The organism is Paenibacillus albiflavus (assembly GCF_004344915.1).
Lineage (GTDB): Bacteria > Bacillota > Bacilli > Paenibacillales > NBRC-103111 > Paenibacillus_AM > Paenibacillus_AM albiflavus.
Window position 1 is genome coordinate 160,748 of sequence record NZ_SKFG01000001.1, and the last position, 13,853, is coordinate 174,600.

Sequence of the window (13,853 nt, forward strand, 5' to 3'; positions counted from 1 at the left end):
TTTAAGATAACCCCTTGTTCCTCTACTTGGTTATTACTATCAATTTCTGCGTCGTCAACCTTTCCAGATGTCTTGAGTTCTAATGTATCGCTAAATTTTCGTTTTTTTTTACTTCGAACTGAATTTCTTCCAAGCTGGCAAACAAGCCATGTTTTTGGAGCGCTTCTTCCAATATCTTGATCTCTTCAGAATCGGTTGTTATCTTGTAGATGACCTTGTGATAAAGGGATTCTTTCGCAGAAGTACCTCCAGCAACCGCATCCACCCAGTAAAAAAATGAGCGCATACCGGCTACGCCTTTAATCGCGTTGGCACGAGCTGTTTTATCCAAAATCATTATGATGTCCGCCAAAACACCAAGGACATTCTCATCCTTATAGCCGGTTTTGGCCATTGCACGCTCCATCATGATTTCTTTGGTTGGCAGATCCATTTTCTCTGTGTGCTGTACCCGATCACGAAGTGCTTCATTAAGTGGCCTAGTCCCTGTATAACTGCGGTTTGTCGTGATGACTGCTATGAAGTCAGGATGTCTGCGTATGATTTCTGTAGGAAGATTGATACTTCCATCAAGCTCCAAAGCAGAGTTTAGCGCCATCAATACTGCAGCGTCACGAATAACAGTTGGTTCTTGTATTTCTAGTAGATAGCCTTGTCGATAGGCTCTGACGATTTCGGAAGGATAAAATCGATACTCCACCTCATCGCCTTCACTATTCTCCTTAATCTGCTGTAGTAATTTTCTCATCTGTATTGCAGCCTGTTCCTGCGTAACTCCCATCACGTCCATTAAGATTTCAGTTATGCTCTGAAAACCGCTGCTGTCGTATAATGCTTTTAATACCGTTTGCTCCATTGGCTCCATTGTCTCTAATCGATCAGAAGAGAGGACTGGCAGGATCGCTCCAATAATATCTGATTTATCCATATCGGCAAAACAGGTCACTTTTGTATACGGCAATCCAAAATTGGCTGATAAAGCCTTGGCAAGTTGTGTTTTCCCTGAGCCTGCGTCACCTTCTAACAGAATATTGGCAATTTTCATTTCACCGCGATTCCAGTTCCGCTTTATCTCGTTACTAATACGCCGTTCTTCTTCACTGACTTTATGCGATAACGGCTTATGCCAGATCAGCTTTTGTTCATCATCCGTCAGTTGCCTTGCGGGTGACAATAAGTGTTCATTAGTGTCGTTCATATTACGTCTCCTTCCTATCATGATGCTGGATCTCTCTCAACTTTATTTCTTTTCTCGCTAATTATAGGAATAAGCAAAAGCGCACCGATAACAAGCAAGCCTCCGCTCACCATAAACACCACCTGCAGGGAAAACATATCCTTCAGATAGCCGGATATGAACATGCCAACCACCATCATCCCCACAAAAACAGGAGTTATCGTTCCAGATACTCTCCCAATAAATGCCCCTTCCGTGTTCCGAACAATAAGCGTCTGAATTCCGCCTTGAATGCAAGGGTAAAACAAACCGCTGATCACCATAATGACGATTGTGAGCCAAATCATCGTAGAAGCTCCTAATCCAATCGTGCAGACGGAGGCGACAAGCAATCCCACCATGAGCAACAACTGTGGCTTCACCTTTTTGGCTACCCCCATTATGACAACACCACCTGCCAGCATGGCTGCCCCATTGGCCATAACCGGCCACTGCAGAAATTGTTTGTCCTGTCCCAAATTCTCGATGACAAGGAAGATCTGAAGCGGCTGAGTCAGTCCTGATGCCAGACCAACAGCAGAGAAAGTCACACAGAGTGTTCTTAAGTATTGATTGGACCTGATATAGCGTAGCCCGTCTGTCAACTCCTTTATAAAACCGCTGGCATCCCGAGACTTCGGTTCTGCCGTGTCACGGGGAAGCGACGATAATATAAGGGATGACCCTAGGAACAGAACTGCCGTCAGGATCAGAGATACGTTAATGCCAAACTGTATGAAAATAAATGTACCTATAACTGGACCCAAAACCATAAAGACAGCGACAAGAGTTTGGGACAATGCCATCACACCCTGCAGTTGTTCGGCTGGCACATGCCGCTTGTATAGTTTCATGCCCGAAGGCTGAGAAAATTGAGACAAGCTAGCGGAAACAAACGATCCGATGAGAAGTGCAACCCATCCACCATTCATGATGGCAAGCAGCACAGTTACAACGGACAAGGAAGACAGCAGATCGCTCCATACCATTGTCCGCTTCGGCAGCCATCGGTCTGCAAAGGTCCCCCCAATAAGGCCAAATATAAAGATCGGAGCGAATTCTGCTACCGAAATCAGTGATACATAAACCGGATTATTATTCGTCAAGTTAGTAACATAAAGAAGTACGGCATAATTCCGGATCCAAATTCCGAGCTGCAGCAGCACCCGGGAGAGGATTATAGTTCGGACATACCGATTGGAAAACATTTTAATAACCCATCTCCTTTAACATTCTTGATAATGTGCGTAGTCTCTCACCGATCATCTCACCATCGTCGCTCAAAGCTTGGTTGAACAGCTTAATATCTTCATTGATTCTGTCATTGTCGGTACTTATCGCCACGGTCATGGCATTCCCTTGAAGACCAACCCGGTCGATGACAGGCTCTTGTGGGTCATATAAATGTTCATATCTGTAAGCTTCGCTAAAGTGCACCAAAGACCGACAAATCAGAATGGATAAATCCAGAACTCGATGTAGAGGCAGCTCCTCCGATTGTCTTGACCATTTTTCTCCCGTGTATCTCCATACCTTGGCAGAAATATCAACCTTTCCTCTATCGTTCCACTGCGCCAGTCCCAGGGACAAACCTTTCGCATCTGTATTTTGAGCCAATCGTCCATCAACCTGCTCATAGTTTTCCACCACAACAACAGGCTTGTGTTTTAAGTTAGTAGGTATTTTCATCTTGAATTCCTCTTTTCATTTTACTAATTTACTAAATTACTGATTCACTAATTTACTAAAGCAATTGTATATTGTAATTTGCTGTAAGTCAACAAAAAAGAACCACGTTCATACGTGGTCCTTTTACGCTTTGCATTATGGAGTTACAGGCATTGAAAATCCATACTTCAGGAATACTTCCATCGCTTCCTTGGTCTGAAGGTAGTTATACAATTCTTCTGCTTCCTTGGCATGAGCAGAAGCTTGGACGATTCCGATCGGATATTCTATTGGTGTATAGGATGCTTGATCGATCGTATAAGCAAGTTGTACTTTATCGGAAGTTAAGGCATCCGTCTTGTATACAAATCCGACATCCACGTTCCCTGTTTCTACGTATTGGAGAACTTGTCTTACATCTTTGGCTTGTACAAGCTTAGGTTGCAAAGCATCCCACACTCCAGCACGGGTCAGTGCTTCTTTCGCATAGCTTCCGGCTGGAACGGATTCTGGAATCCCGATTGCGATTTTTAGAATATCCTTATTTTGCAGTTCATTTACTCCTTTAAGTGTCATCTTAACCTTACTATCGGAAGCTGTAATCGCAACAAGCTCATTAGCAAGTAATTTTGTATGCTGATCTTGTTTGATCAATTGCTTGTCGACAAGTGCTTGCATATTCTTGGTCGCTGCTGAGATGAATAGATCTACGGGTGCTCCCTGCTCGATTTGTTGCTGCAAAGTACCAGAAGCTGCAAAGTTGAAAAGAAGGTTTACTCCCTTATTATTTTTCTCATAGTTAGACTTAATTTCTTGCAGAGCATCCGTTAGACTTGCAGCAGCGGAAATGGTCAAATCGACTGATTTGGTATTTGTCTGCGGGGTTGAACCTGTTTGATTTGCTTCACTTGGTTTCTCTCCGCATGCTGATAATAGCAGGAGTACCGCAAATAATAGCGCGAATATCCCCATGCTTTTCTTTAATCTAGGTTTTATCAAAATACTCTCTCTCCGATCTTCATTCTATTCGATCACAAAATATTCTTCTGGATGATTAATAATCCACTGATTCATCTGGTTAATGGATTTCGTTGATAAGGATTGATAGCTTGTATAGAATTCTTGCATCGTCATGCGAAGTTCCTCGTCTTTATCCAAATCAGTTGGAGATGCTTGACTCCACTCATCATTAACCTTATTCCTCTGTTCGATTGCAAGCTTAACCTGTTCTAGTAGTTCAATCAACTTCAGATCCTTAAAATAGCGTAATCCGTGTATGATGCCGTCCCAAGCTTTCATTTCGGTTATGTAATACGCTGCAAACCAATATAACTCTGACGTACTGTTAACATGATTATGAAACGCATAAAATAAATATAGGGCTTGCTGGCCCTCATTCAATTGCTTATACATTTCAGTCTTGGCAGCAAAGTCTTTGCCTCGTACCGCTAATAACATTGGCTCAATGCATAACCAGCTTAGTTGATTGGATTTAAGATCATTTTGTTTAATCGTTGTAATCATGAATGCCTCCTTTTAGTTCACGATATCATTGATTCTACTTCATGTAAATTATTGTATACTGAATAACATAGATTACACTTTCATATTTGGAGGGTTAACAACGCATATGGATCTTGAAACCATGTATCGAACCTATAAACCGTTATTACTTTCTGTAGCTTACCGCATGCTCGGTTCTTATACGGAAGCAGAAGATGCCGTACAGGACGTCTTTATCACTGTTCGCGGAGTTCAACTTGATTCTATCAGTAATCTCCAAGCCTATTTAGTCAAAATGATGACCAATCATTCTTTAAATATATTGAAATCTGCGCGCCGCAAAAGAGAACTATATACTGGCCCCTGGTTGCCAGAACCAGTGATCACCTCTGATGGTAGTGAGCCTTCTGAGTTCCTGATTCAACAAGAAAGCTTTGGATATGCCCTGCTTGTACTCATGGAGAAGCTAACGCCGATCGAGCGTGCGGTATTTGTTTTGAAGGAATCGCTTGGTTATGATTATCGTGAAATTGCCGAACTTCTTGGCAAAACGGAGGCTGCATGCCGTAAAATGCTTAGTCGTTCCAAAGACAAGATTGGAACTGATTCAACATTAGTCTCGTATTCGGAGCATTCGGAACGATTTGTACAAGCCTTTGCCAAAGCTATAGAAACTGGGAAATTCACATCCTTCATTCAGTTACTAACCGAAGATGCTGTGCTGTTTAGTGATGGTGGCGGCAAGGTTCGCGCAGCACTATTCCCAATCTTGGGAAAAGACCGAGTTCGTGCATTACTGGAGGGGATCTACGCGAAAGGTTCTTTACAAGGAGACGTACAAATAGTTTCAATCAGTGGTCAACCGGGGATTGTGATCAAACGGTCAGAATTTCCACCAAAGGCAATATGTTTTGGACTTGATTCCATTGGCAGGAGTATAGCAACCGTATATCTGATCATGAATCCTGATAAATTAACACATTTCAAAAATTAATTTCATTGAATATCCAAAAAATAGGTCACAAAATAAAGAGCTATGTTGTCTTATCTATGTAGAGTAAATATTTCATATATAACGGAGGGAATTACAATGGAATTAAGAATGAATCCACGAGAAGCAAATCCTGACGCGTATCAAATGATGCAGAAACTCGAAGGTTATATCAAATCATCTGGACTTGATCGTATCCTGTATGAATTGATCAAAATTCGCACTTCACAAATCAATGGCTGCGCCTTCTGCCTGGATATGCATACATCAGTAATTAGAAAGATGGGCGAATCCGAACAGCGTGTTTACCTTGTTAGTGTGTGGAGAGATACCCCATATTTTACAGACAAAGAAAGAGTCGTTCTGGAGTTAACGGAAGCAGTTACTCAAATTGCAAATAACGGCGTATCCCAGAGCTTGTATGAGAAAGTGAACGAGCATTTTACAGACGAAGAGTATGTAACGTTGATCATGGCGATTAACACTATCAATTGTTGGAATCGCATTATGATCTCAACGGGTATGTTCCCTGGATGTAATCAATAAATGTCCGATAAAAAATTAAGCTCAAGGTCCAATGTGGCCTTGGGCTTATTTATAACATAACCTAACATGTCCTTATAGCTCCAGTTCCCATCGTTCTTCTGTTATCTCTTGATTCGACAGAATCTCTTTGCGTAATTCACAAATCTTAAACCCGAACTCTTCGTACAAATTTCTAGCTGCAAGCAATGCGCTATTCGTCCATAAAATGACTTTATGGTATTTGCAATTGATTGCATGCTGAATAGCTTTATGGAGCAATTCTCTTCCATGCCCATTGCCACGACATTCAGGCTCAATAAGAAGCCAACGCAACTGAGCAACATCCGCTCCAGAATCGACAATTCCTATAGAACCGCGTCTTTGACCATCGACTTCAAGAATCCATATTTGTTCTCGTTTGACGTTGCAATTTTCCATAAAATGATTGACGGACTGGATGATGAAATTTCGGAAAGAATCATCAAAATGATACTCGCGACTGTATATTCTCCAATGTGAATTGACGATGTACTCATAATCTTCCGCATTTTGAATGGTCCGAATCAATTTGCTTCCCCCTATTGCTCTACAAACTTATTCTGTATTACGATTCATATGCAGAGCGTTTATCTTTATTGTGTATTTTCCATGAAAAAGTACTTATCTCACTAATGAATATATTATTCGCCATTAATCGTCAATTTACCTTCTATAAAGTATCATTTTTGGAAATCATCAATAGTAAAGAAGTCCCTGTACTTTGATATATAATAATCAGCACCTGAGGTATTATTTTGAAATAGACAGGTTCTAATTCCTAAAGCTTTAGCTGGCAAAATATCTATGTCACGATCTCCAATTGCGAGATCAATCTGATATTTATCATGGAGATACTGGTAGGAACTTGGGTCAGGTTTCTTAGGATATCCATCGTCTCTTGAAACGATTTCCTTAATGTATTTATTCAATCCATAGTATTTCAAACATGTCTCTACAACATCGCGTTTATTGTGGGTCATGATTACATTGATGTTTGCATGTCGTAATACATCTTCTACATCTGCAAAAGGCTGCGTATCCGTTGGATGCATATTCCCTTCTTTATCAAAAATCTCTTTCATCTGCACATCTGTTAATTGATAATACTCTCTTGCATGGGTAAAAGAGATTTTGAGATGAGATAGAATTTCTTCATCTGAATGCTCCTGACCGATTGTTTCCCTGAAAATTCTTGTAAAAACAGGATAAGAATCAATAATTGTTCCATCAAAGTCCCATAGTATATTCATTGGTATCATATCGTTTAGCTCCATTTGTATATTGATAATCCCAGTTCATTTATTTAACTTTTCTTACCATAAAGCTTTCGGAATCTGTCACAAAATCAAACTGCTGATACAATCCCTGTGCATCCTGAGTTCTTAATACTCCAGTCAAATTCCTGAAATCGTCAGAGGTCGTGATACATTCAAGCAATTTCTTTCCAATGCCATTGCCTCTATAGGCTTCATCAATAAATACGTCACATAAATAATACATCGTTGCATGATCAGTAATGATTCTTGCATATCCAACCTGTTTACCTTCATGATAAACGCCATAACAAATTGAGTTTTCAATGGATCGCTCAATATTGTCCTCCGTCCTTCTATTCGCCCAATAGCTTCTACGGAGAAAATCCTTGATTGTTTTCAAATCTAACAACGCTTTATTATCACTTATTAGAAAATCATTAAATTTGATCTCCATTATTCGGAGCACCTCCTTTAACTTATCTTCCTCCGCCAGTTATCAAAACCACCTTGCCTCCAAAATCGTACATACATATTACTTCGCAAAATTATATTTTAGCGATAAAACGTTGATAGCCGAATTCCAATCACACTTTGAATATTTTTATCATGTAAAATTTATTACGTACTGATACTATAATTCATTCCGAATTGGACTAATCCTAATTTCTGTGCTACTTGCTGTGAACTAAGATTATCCCATGAAGTACTATAAATAGGGATTAATCGCAAACGAAATATTTCATTTCCCCAATGATGTACGACTTTCTGCGCAATTCCCTGCCCCCTGAAAGGTTCTGCAGTATTCAAGCTTGCCTCTGCTGCTCTCCTTGTCTTACGGGCACAACAGCATACGGATACAGCTTCTTCATTCACAATGTATGCCACAATAGGAGCACGATCTTCAAGCTCAGTAATTAAGTGTCCATAATATTTTATGAGCAAATGTTTATTTGAAACATCAATAAGGGTAATCGAACTATCTACACCCATGATCTCAACTTGTTTGAACCGATATGCGGGTCCTATCCAAAGATTTGTAACATTGTGATATTTCTCCATGACTCTGCATAGCTCAATGATCGGGATGGAATCCGATGTATATGCATTAACTTCATCTATAACAAATTGAGGAATATCATGTCTAAAATATGTATAAGTTGAACTCTTCGTCTTTCCAATAAAAATAGCTGGAGGGCTAATTGAGGTTCTTTCATTAATTCTAATAATTCTGGAATCTTCATTCAGCACATATAAAGTAGATGCTTGAATATTCATCAATTCACTGTCATTCAGATCTATGCTATCCACCCCTTTCTTATAAATGCTTTAAACATTACTTCTTATTATAGTGAATTTTGATCACATCATTTTGTAAGATCATTTCATCCTGCTTGAATTCAATTTTAAATGGTTGGTTTTCGATTAATACCTGCTGATCCGTGTTCCATTCATAATTCATATCTTTATGTAGATCGCTGAACTTTTTTTGTAAACTGCCATCTTGTTGTTTAACCATTACGAATGACTTCGCTTCAATAGTGGTCTCACTGATTTCTAAATAATTATAATGTCCTATTTCTACATCACTGCCAGCTTCCTGACTTGCTTGATCAGCTTCCCAAACGCCAAGAAATCTTGATTTATTGCTTTGTGTGCAACTGGTTAACAGAATTGAAAGTACGAATAAAAGGATGACTATGGTTAATTTTTTCATACGAAACTCCTTTCATCCGCAAACTAACCTTTTCATTCCAAATTAAGGTTTTGTTCTAATTCCCTCTTTTGTCGCAAATGATGAGTAAAATGCATACTAATCAAATCAAACCATTCTCGTGCGTTCAGCCAGCCAAAACCGTCATGCTTAGCTTTATAGTTTGCATTGATACTGTTGATTTTGCTTTCCCACTCCATCATCTTCTGCCTGACTTGATCGAGCCCAATGATTAGCTCTTCTTTACTTTCCGAATTGCTAGGTGTGTTCTCAGGCTCTGGTAGCTTGATTCTGATCGGAGGAAATCCGCCAAGTTTAAATATCTTGTCTCCACCCTCTGTCTTTCCAAGCTGTTGCTCTTTGCTTGCAGCTGCACATATTTCTACATTGTCCAGATAATAAAGAGATGTAAGGATGATGTGACTATACATTTGGCCAATAGACCAGACATCTTGCTTAGGTTTAAATCGAAGCTGCTCTAATGAATAGCTATGCAAATTGTCTTGATAGGTCTGAATCAATTGTAAGTAAGTCATTCGGATCCCTCCATTATTTTGGGGATTTAGTACAATGGCAATTTCATCTTGATTCCTACGATTTCATGACCATCATGACCATTCATGATCTTCATGCCATATGGACAGAATCCCAGCTTATTATAAAGCAATAACGCTTTCGTATTGGAATTATGGCAAACTAAATGTAATTCCTTAAGCTTTAGCTCGTTCCTTGCTTTTTCGATCATAACCTCAATCAGATAGCGTCCTGCTCCCTTTCCCCTGTACGCTGGATTAACAATGACATTGCCTAACCAGCCATGATCTCCTGCACTGAGGTCATATAAGTTGCAATAAGCAGCTAAACTGCCATCAGATTCAATAACCGTAGGCAATGCTCGCGTCTGGCTTACTTCAAACAGATGCACTGGATCCAGTGGAAATGTCCCACTCGGAAACATATAGAATTGCTCCATTTTATTTTCTGGAAAAGCAGATATGAGTACAAAATCTTCTTCAATTACGTTCCTGTATGTATACATATTTATCCCCTATTACTCTAATGAGTGATATGTTAATTCTTTGATTGACCTGAATTCTTAAGATTGTCTATCATTAAATCTACTTAATAAAATAATTCATTAATTCTTCATCATATCCTTGATTCTTATATATTAGTGCATTCTTCTCTACACCATAAGTTTCAAATCCTAGTTTCTTATAAAGCTCAGCCGCTACCTTATTTGATTGTGTGACACCTAGGCTTATTTGCATTAATCCTTCTATTTCTTTTCCTCTTGTCAATATTTCCTTAATCAGACTTTGAGCGATCCCTTTTCCTCGGTGCTCGGCGGATACGTAAACGCCCCATATCATGCCTTTGTGCTTGACCTTTATTCCTTGTTCTCGTCTAAATCCAGCAATGCCGACAAGTTGCCCATTCTCTGTAAATGCCCCTAGTATATAATTGTCCTTATCATTCTTGATTCGCTTTTCTACATCCTCCAAAGGCGTTTGAACTGAATCTTCGTATGAACTGCTGAATGCTTCTGGATGATTTTTTAAAGCTTCCAACCTTAACCCCCAAAATAGTTGGACATGTTTCGGATTTAACTCATTGATTAGTATCATTAATTAATTTCCTCCTGATTTAAATTATTTAAATACACAGAACCTTCTAGTTATTTATTTTATTAGATCTAAATGTATACATCATCCAGAATCCAATGTCCTCAAATCCAATTCGTTTATAGATTGCTCCTGCTGCAGGATTATCATAGAACAAACATAGATCTTTTCCTTCTAGCAAAAGCTGACTACAAAGCTTGAGCATACATTTTGTTGCATGTCCCCTTTTTTTATAGTTTTCTAATGTAGCGACCCCTACAACCATTGCTGACACTGAATTTTCTGCTGCGGTTGAAGCTGTTGATACCATTTTTCCATCTTCCATTATAAAAAATGAACGTGAGGTTCCGTCAGTCAGTGTTCGACGTAGTCTTTCTATTGTAATGATAGAATCACTAAATTCTGGAACTGAGTTTCGTAATTCCACAAGTGCTTCTGCATCATGAGGAAACGCTTGTTGTACATTTGAAAAATCAACATTATTTTTATCCGAAGTTAATCTCGTACACTTGGCGTAATAGGTTTGTCTTTTTGTTTTAAATTGTTTATATAAGTATGGCTCAATTTTTTCAGTGATTTCTTTTAGTCCAGACATGAACTTAGCAGGTTCATTCGATATAATCTCAGCAAATCCTTCAGCATTAAATGATTCGACTGCAAATGGTATGAAGTTTTCCTGATATTTTAACAAGACAGCAATTAGTTCTCCACTATCGTTAAACTCTCCCCATAGCTTTTGGAATTCTTGATCATATCCGTATGCCTCAATGTCACCAATAATAAATAAATTTTCTGCACTTCTAGTTTTTAATAAATTAATACAAACCTCATGATCACTTTGTTTTAGTCTTCTTATCATCGTTCTCTCCCCTTATTAGAAAACTTGCAACAAAAAAATATTTTCATCATTTTATAACAAAAAGAACAAACTGAGAAGAATTTTTTTTGTGATTTTTTTGAAATACTTTCATAAACATCTTGCTTTAATGTCCACTTGCTTCAAATAGGGAATCATTAAGTTTCTGAATCTGCATCAATGACACGTTTATATTCCTAATCCAAATTATTTCAATACAAAGAATATTCTAGGTTACCCTTCTTCTTACAGATGCATATTATACCTAAAATTAATTGGAAAGGAGAATAAAATGTCAACCGATATTCCTATAACAGGGTTTATTGTCCATTCAGAAGATGGAGATTTAGAGCACACACATAAATTATACATCACTTCATGGAATGGAAGGCCATTACACGTCCATCAATTTGCGGGTACTACTTCCTATAATGTTGGTCACAGTCATGATTATTCGGCGACTACAGCACCAGCTCTCAGTAGTGTACCGCATACACATGAGTATTTTGCTACGACCACATTCGATGCTGGTCATTCGCATGTAATTAAAGGAACGACAGGTCCTGCAATTCCTATTCCAGGAGGAGGACATATTCACCGATTTGAAGGAATCACGACTGTAAATGGCTCTACTCCTCATACTCATAGTTACAAAGGGCAGACAGGAAATGAAATAGCTTATGCTTAAGAAAGAAAAGGGCTTAATTCACTGAGATGAAACCTCAATGAATTAAGCTCCCTTTATTCATATTCCATATTTTCTTGCTAATTCTTTCTGAGGGATTTTCCAAAGCTCTATCCACTTTTTGATAGCGGTAACAATAATGATTAACCCTAAGACCAACATAATGATGGATAGAACGCCATTTATCATACTATAACCTTTGGCTGCTGGATTTAGATACACATTCTTAATCATCCAGAGTCCTGCTGCGTTGACCGTAATGTACAAGTAAGCTAGTGGAATCAAGCATGTGAGCACATACCAACGTTTTTCTGCAATCTTCAGAATAACCGTTGCACCGATAATTAGCCCAATGGATGCCATTAACTGGTTAGAAACTCCGAACAGTGCCCAGATTGAGCTGATATCCCCTGAGTAGAGAAGATAGCCCCAAACAAAACATGCTAACGCACTTGCAAAAATGTTGCCAGGTAACCAATCCGTTCTCTTTAATGGTTTATATAGATCTCCGAAGAAATCTTGAATCAAGTATCGTGCTACACGAGTACCCGAGTCGATTGCAGTTATGTCCTATAATTTGGAATTGATGTGTATCATGCAAGAAGATCGCCCTTTGTGCTTGCAGCACAACCATGCGATCTTCTATGATTAATTAATTATTAATTACCCCAATCACGTCACCTAAACGGAGTGAATCGTGAGGATTCAACCCAACTTCAGTCCGCAAGGCGAGCAATGCTTTATGCATATCCTCTGCATTTATGTATACATAGGGACTCTTCCATTGAGCTTCCAATTGTAGGGAATGAATTTGAAGCGGTTTAATTTTCGAAAAATTCAATATCCAATTACGCAGATCAGTTTCCGATACATCCGTCTCCACATTCTGACCGAAAATGTCAAGTATATTCCCCCATTGCATGATTCCCTTGAATGATCCCAGCTTCTCAATGATTTGTTTGATCACTTGCTGTTGCCGTTCGTTACGGGCAAAATCTGACGATTCACTTGTTCCCTGATTCGATTTACGATACCTCACAAAATCAAGAACTCTTTGACCGTCCAGCTTTTGTAGTCCTTTTTTCAAATCGATAGAAGTTCCATCCGCTGTATCCCTATATTTCATGTCCATGTCGACATCGATTTCTAGACCACCGACCGCATCCACGATACCGCGCAGTGCATCAAAATCCAGGACGACCATATGATCGATCGGCAGCTCAAGCAGGTCGCTGAAAAACTGTTTTGTTTTGGGAATGACTGATGCTTTGTCCTTGATGTAGTAATATGCGTAGTAATAATTTGCTTTGCGGGAGGGTAATGTTGTGGGCTTCATCAGCAAATCGCGCGGCAGCGACAAAATACTGGCAGATTGGGTTTGCGGATTAAAGCTTATCAACATAAGAACATCCGTATTTATCGCGCCTCCACTTCCATCGCGACTATCGATTCCGGCTAACAAAAATATCAATGGCTTGAGAGTGGCGTTCGAATGATCGTTAGCCATCTCATCCTCTCCTGACGAATTACCGGCGGCAGCCATACGATGGATTGCGGAATCACCTTTGTAAATTAAATAACCTGCATAGCTTCCAAGACCAAGTAAGAGAATGCCAATCACTGCTGCAATGAACGTAAGAATTCTTCTTATCTTTTTTTTCCTAAAAATAAATGCCATAATATCCTCCAGCCAATTCATATTTAATAAACACGAAATGAGTCTTTTCATAACTTCGGAAGCATTCGGTGCTGCATAAAAAAACCTCCGTTTAGGGAGG

Annotated in this window: 18 protein-coding genes and 1 pseudogene; 3 read left to right on the forward strand and 16 right to left on the reverse strand. The window is 39.2% G+C overall.

The window, feature by feature from the left end; genetic code table 11:
- Positions 1 to 79 precede the first annotated feature (79 nt).
- The 5 genes from E0485_RS25390 to E0485_RS00840 all read right to left on the reverse strand — a co-directional run bounded on the left by E0485_RS25390 (position 80) and on the right by E0485_RS00840 (position 4,408).
- On the reverse strand, positions 80 to 1,198 hold the full coding sequence (locus tag E0485_RS25390) for an AAA family ATPase (RefSeq protein ID WP_132415601.1): 1,119 nt from the start codon (positions 1,196 to 1,198) through the stop codon (positions 80 to 82).
- 17 nt (positions 1,199 to 1,215) lie between these two features.
- Positions 1,216 to 2,424, reverse strand: coding sequence for an MFS transporter (locus E0485_RS00825; RefSeq protein ID WP_132415603.1), 1,209 nt, complete (start codon positions 2,422 to 2,424; stop codon positions 1,216 to 1,218).
- A 1-nt stretch (position 2,425) separates the two neighbouring features.
- Positions 2,426 to 2,905, reverse strand: a complete 480-nt coding sequence (locus E0485_RS00830; protein ID WP_132415605.1) for a DUF6530 family protein — start codon at positions 2,903 to 2,905, stop codon at positions 2,426 to 2,428.
- 135 nt (positions 2,906 to 3,040) lie between these two features.
- On the reverse strand, positions 3,041 to 3,880 hold the full coding sequence (gene modA / locus E0485_RS00835) for a molybdate ABC transporter substrate-binding protein (RefSeq protein WP_235857366.1): 840 nt from the start codon (positions 3,878 to 3,880) through the stop codon (positions 3,041 to 3,043).
- Between the two features lie 27 nt (positions 3,881 to 3,907).
- Positions 3,908 to 4,408, reverse strand: coding sequence for a hypothetical protein (locus E0485_RS00840; RefSeq protein ID WP_132415607.1), 501 nt, complete (start codon positions 4,406 to 4,408; stop codon positions 3,908 to 3,910).
- Between the two features lie 106 nt (positions 4,409 to 4,514).
- Between E0485_RS00840 and sigJ the strand changes: the two genes are divergently transcribed.
- Positions 4,515 to 5,381: an RNA polymerase sigma factor SigJ gene (gene sigJ / locus E0485_RS00845; RefSeq protein ID WP_132415608.1), complete on the forward strand. Its 867-nt coding sequence runs from the start codon at positions 4,515 to 4,517 to the stop codon at positions 5,379 to 5,381.
- Positions 5,382 to 5,477: 96 nt separating this feature from the next.
- On the forward strand, positions 5,478 to 5,924 hold the full coding sequence (locus E0485_RS00850) for a carboxymuconolactone decarboxylase family protein (protein WP_132415609.1): 447 nt from the start codon (positions 5,478 to 5,480) through the stop codon (positions 5,922 to 5,924).
- A gap of 72 nt (positions 5,925 to 5,996) precedes the next feature.
- Here the strand turns inward: E0485_RS00850 and E0485_RS00855 are convergent, their stop codons facing one another.
- The 9 genes from E0485_RS00855 to E0485_RS00895 form a co-directional block, all read right to left on the reverse strand.
- Entirely contained in the window at positions 5,997 to 6,470 is a 474-nt protein-coding gene (locus tag E0485_RS00855) for a GNAT family N-acetyltransferase (protein WP_132415610.1), read from the reverse strand.
- A gap of 152 nt (positions 6,471 to 6,622) precedes the next feature.
- On the reverse strand, positions 6,623 to 7,192 hold the full coding sequence (locus tag E0485_RS00860; RefSeq protein WP_132416418.1) for an HAD-IA family hydrolase: 570 nt from the start codon (positions 7,190 to 7,192) through the stop codon (positions 6,623 to 6,625).
- Positions 7,193 to 7,241: 49 nt separating this feature from the next.
- Entirely contained in the window at positions 7,242 to 7,652 is a 411-nt protein-coding gene (locus E0485_RS00865) for a GNAT family N-acetyltransferase (RefSeq protein ID WP_132415611.1), read from the reverse strand.
- 164 nt (positions 7,653 to 7,816) lie between these two features.
- The gene (locus E0485_RS00870) at positions 7,817 to 8,506 is read right to left on the reverse strand and encodes a GNAT family N-acetyltransferase (RefSeq protein WP_132415612.1); all 690 of its coding nucleotides are present in this window, start codon (positions 8,504 to 8,506) and stop codon (positions 7,817 to 7,819) included.
- Between the two features lie 25 nt (positions 8,507 to 8,531).
- Positions 8,532 to 8,912 (reverse strand): hypothetical protein, encoded by a 381-nt coding sequence (locus E0485_RS00875; RefSeq protein ID WP_132415613.1) that lies wholly within the window; start codon positions 8,910 to 8,912, stop codon positions 8,532 to 8,534.
- 32 nt (positions 8,913 to 8,944) lie between these two features.
- Positions 8,945 to 9,445, reverse strand: a complete 501-nt coding sequence (locus E0485_RS00880) for a DinB family protein (RefSeq protein ID WP_132415614.1) — start codon at positions 9,443 to 9,445, stop codon at positions 8,945 to 8,947.
- 26 nt (positions 9,446 to 9,471) lie between these two features.
- Complete coding sequence (locus E0485_RS00885; protein ID WP_132415615.1) at positions 9,472 to 9,948, reverse strand: GNAT family N-acetyltransferase; 477 nt, start codon at positions 9,946 to 9,948, stop codon at positions 9,472 to 9,474.
- A 79-nt stretch (positions 9,949 to 10,027) separates the two neighbouring features.
- Positions 10,028 to 10,480: a GNAT family N-acetyltransferase gene (locus E0485_RS00890; protein WP_235857339.1), complete on the reverse strand. Its 453-nt coding sequence runs from the start codon at positions 10,478 to 10,480 to the stop codon at positions 10,028 to 10,030.
- 103 nt (positions 10,481 to 10,583) lie between these two features.
- Entirely contained in the window at positions 10,584 to 11,393 is an 810-nt protein-coding gene (locus tag E0485_RS00895; RefSeq protein ID WP_132415617.1) for a GNAT family N-acetyltransferase, read from the reverse strand.
- Positions 11,394 to 11,682: 289 nt separating this feature from the next.
- On the opposite strand from E0485_RS00895, the gene E0485_RS00900 reads away from it, so the two are divergent.
- On the forward strand, positions 11,683 to 12,078 hold the full coding sequence (locus E0485_RS00900) for a YmaF family protein (protein ID WP_132415619.1): 396 nt from the start codon (positions 11,683 to 11,685) through the stop codon (positions 12,076 to 12,078).
- Positions 12,079 to 12,135: 57 nt separating this feature from the next.
- Here the strand turns inward: E0485_RS00900 and E0485_RS00905 are convergent.
- Together E0485_RS00905 and E0485_RS00910 are read right to left on the reverse strand one after the other, a co-directional pair.
- Positions 12,136 to 12,642, reverse strand: a pseudogene (locus E0485_RS00905) (carbon starvation CstA family protein); the annotation flags it as partial.
- Between the two features lie 85 nt (positions 12,643 to 12,727).
- Positions 12,728 to 13,753 carry an LCP family protein gene (locus E0485_RS00910; RefSeq protein WP_132415621.1) on the reverse strand — a complete coding sequence of 342 codons (1,026 nt, stop codon included), beginning with the start codon at positions 13,751 to 13,753 and terminating at the stop codon, positions 12,728 to 12,730.
- Positions 13,754 to 13,853: the final 100 nt, after the last annotated feature.

What these genes read in the sequence shown, in the direction of transcription:
- E0485_RS00895 (WP_132415617.1), bottom strand. Translation starts at nt 11,393, where the DNA reads ATGATAAGAAGACTAAAACAAAGTGATCATGAGGTTTGTATTAATTTA.
- E0485_RS00885 (WP_132415615.1), bottom strand. Translation starts at nt 9,948, where the DNA reads ATGTATACATACAGGAACGTAATTGAAGAAGATTTTGTACTCATATCT.
- E0485_RS00880 (WP_132415614.1), bottom strand. Translation starts at nt 9,445, where the DNA reads ATGACTTACTTACAATTGATTCAGACCTATCAAGACAATTTGCATAGC.
- E0485_RS00900 (WP_132415619.1), top strand. Translation starts at nt 11,683, where the DNA reads ATGTCAACCGATATTCCTATAACAGGGTTTATTGTCCATTCAGAAGAT.
- E0485_RS00850 (WP_132415609.1), top strand. Translation starts at nt 5,478, where the DNA reads ATGGAATTAAGAATGAATCCACGAGAAGCAAATCCTGACGCGTATCAA.
- E0485_RS00825 (WP_132415603.1), bottom strand. Translation starts at nt 2,424, where the DNA reads ATGTTTTCCAATCGGTATGTCCGAACTATAATCCTCTCCCGGGTGCTG.
- E0485_RS25390 (WP_132415601.1), bottom strand. Translation starts at nt 1,198, where the DNA reads ATGAACGACACTAATGAACACTTATTGTCACCCGCAAGGCAACTGACG.
- E0485_RS00865 (WP_132415611.1), bottom strand. Translation starts at nt 7,652, where the DNA reads ATGGAGATCAAATTTAATGATTTTCTAATAAGTGATAATAAAGCGTTG.
- E0485_RS00840 (WP_132415607.1), bottom strand. Translation starts at nt 4,408, where the DNA reads ATGATTACAACGATTAAACAAAATGATCTTAAATCCAATCAACTAAGC.
- E0485_RS00910 (WP_132415621.1), bottom strand. Translation starts at nt 13,753, where the DNA reads ATGGCATTTATTTTTAGGAAAAAAAAGATAAGAAGAATTCTTACGTTC.
- sigJ (WP_132415608.1), top strand. Translation starts at nt 4,515, where the DNA reads ATGGATCTTGAAACCATGTATCGAACCTATAAACCGTTATTACTTTCT.
- E0485_RS00830 (WP_132415605.1), bottom strand. Translation starts at nt 2,905, where the DNA reads ATGAAAATACCTACTAACTTAAAACACAAGCCTGTTGTTGTGGTGGAA.
- E0485_RS00875 (WP_132415613.1), bottom strand. Translation starts at nt 8,912, where the DNA reads ATGAAAAAATTAACCATAGTCATCCTTTTATTCGTACTTTCAATTCTG.
- E0485_RS00860 (WP_132416418.1), bottom strand. Translation starts at nt 7,192, where the DNA reads ATGAATATACTATGGGACTTTGATGGAACAATTATTGATTCTTATCCT.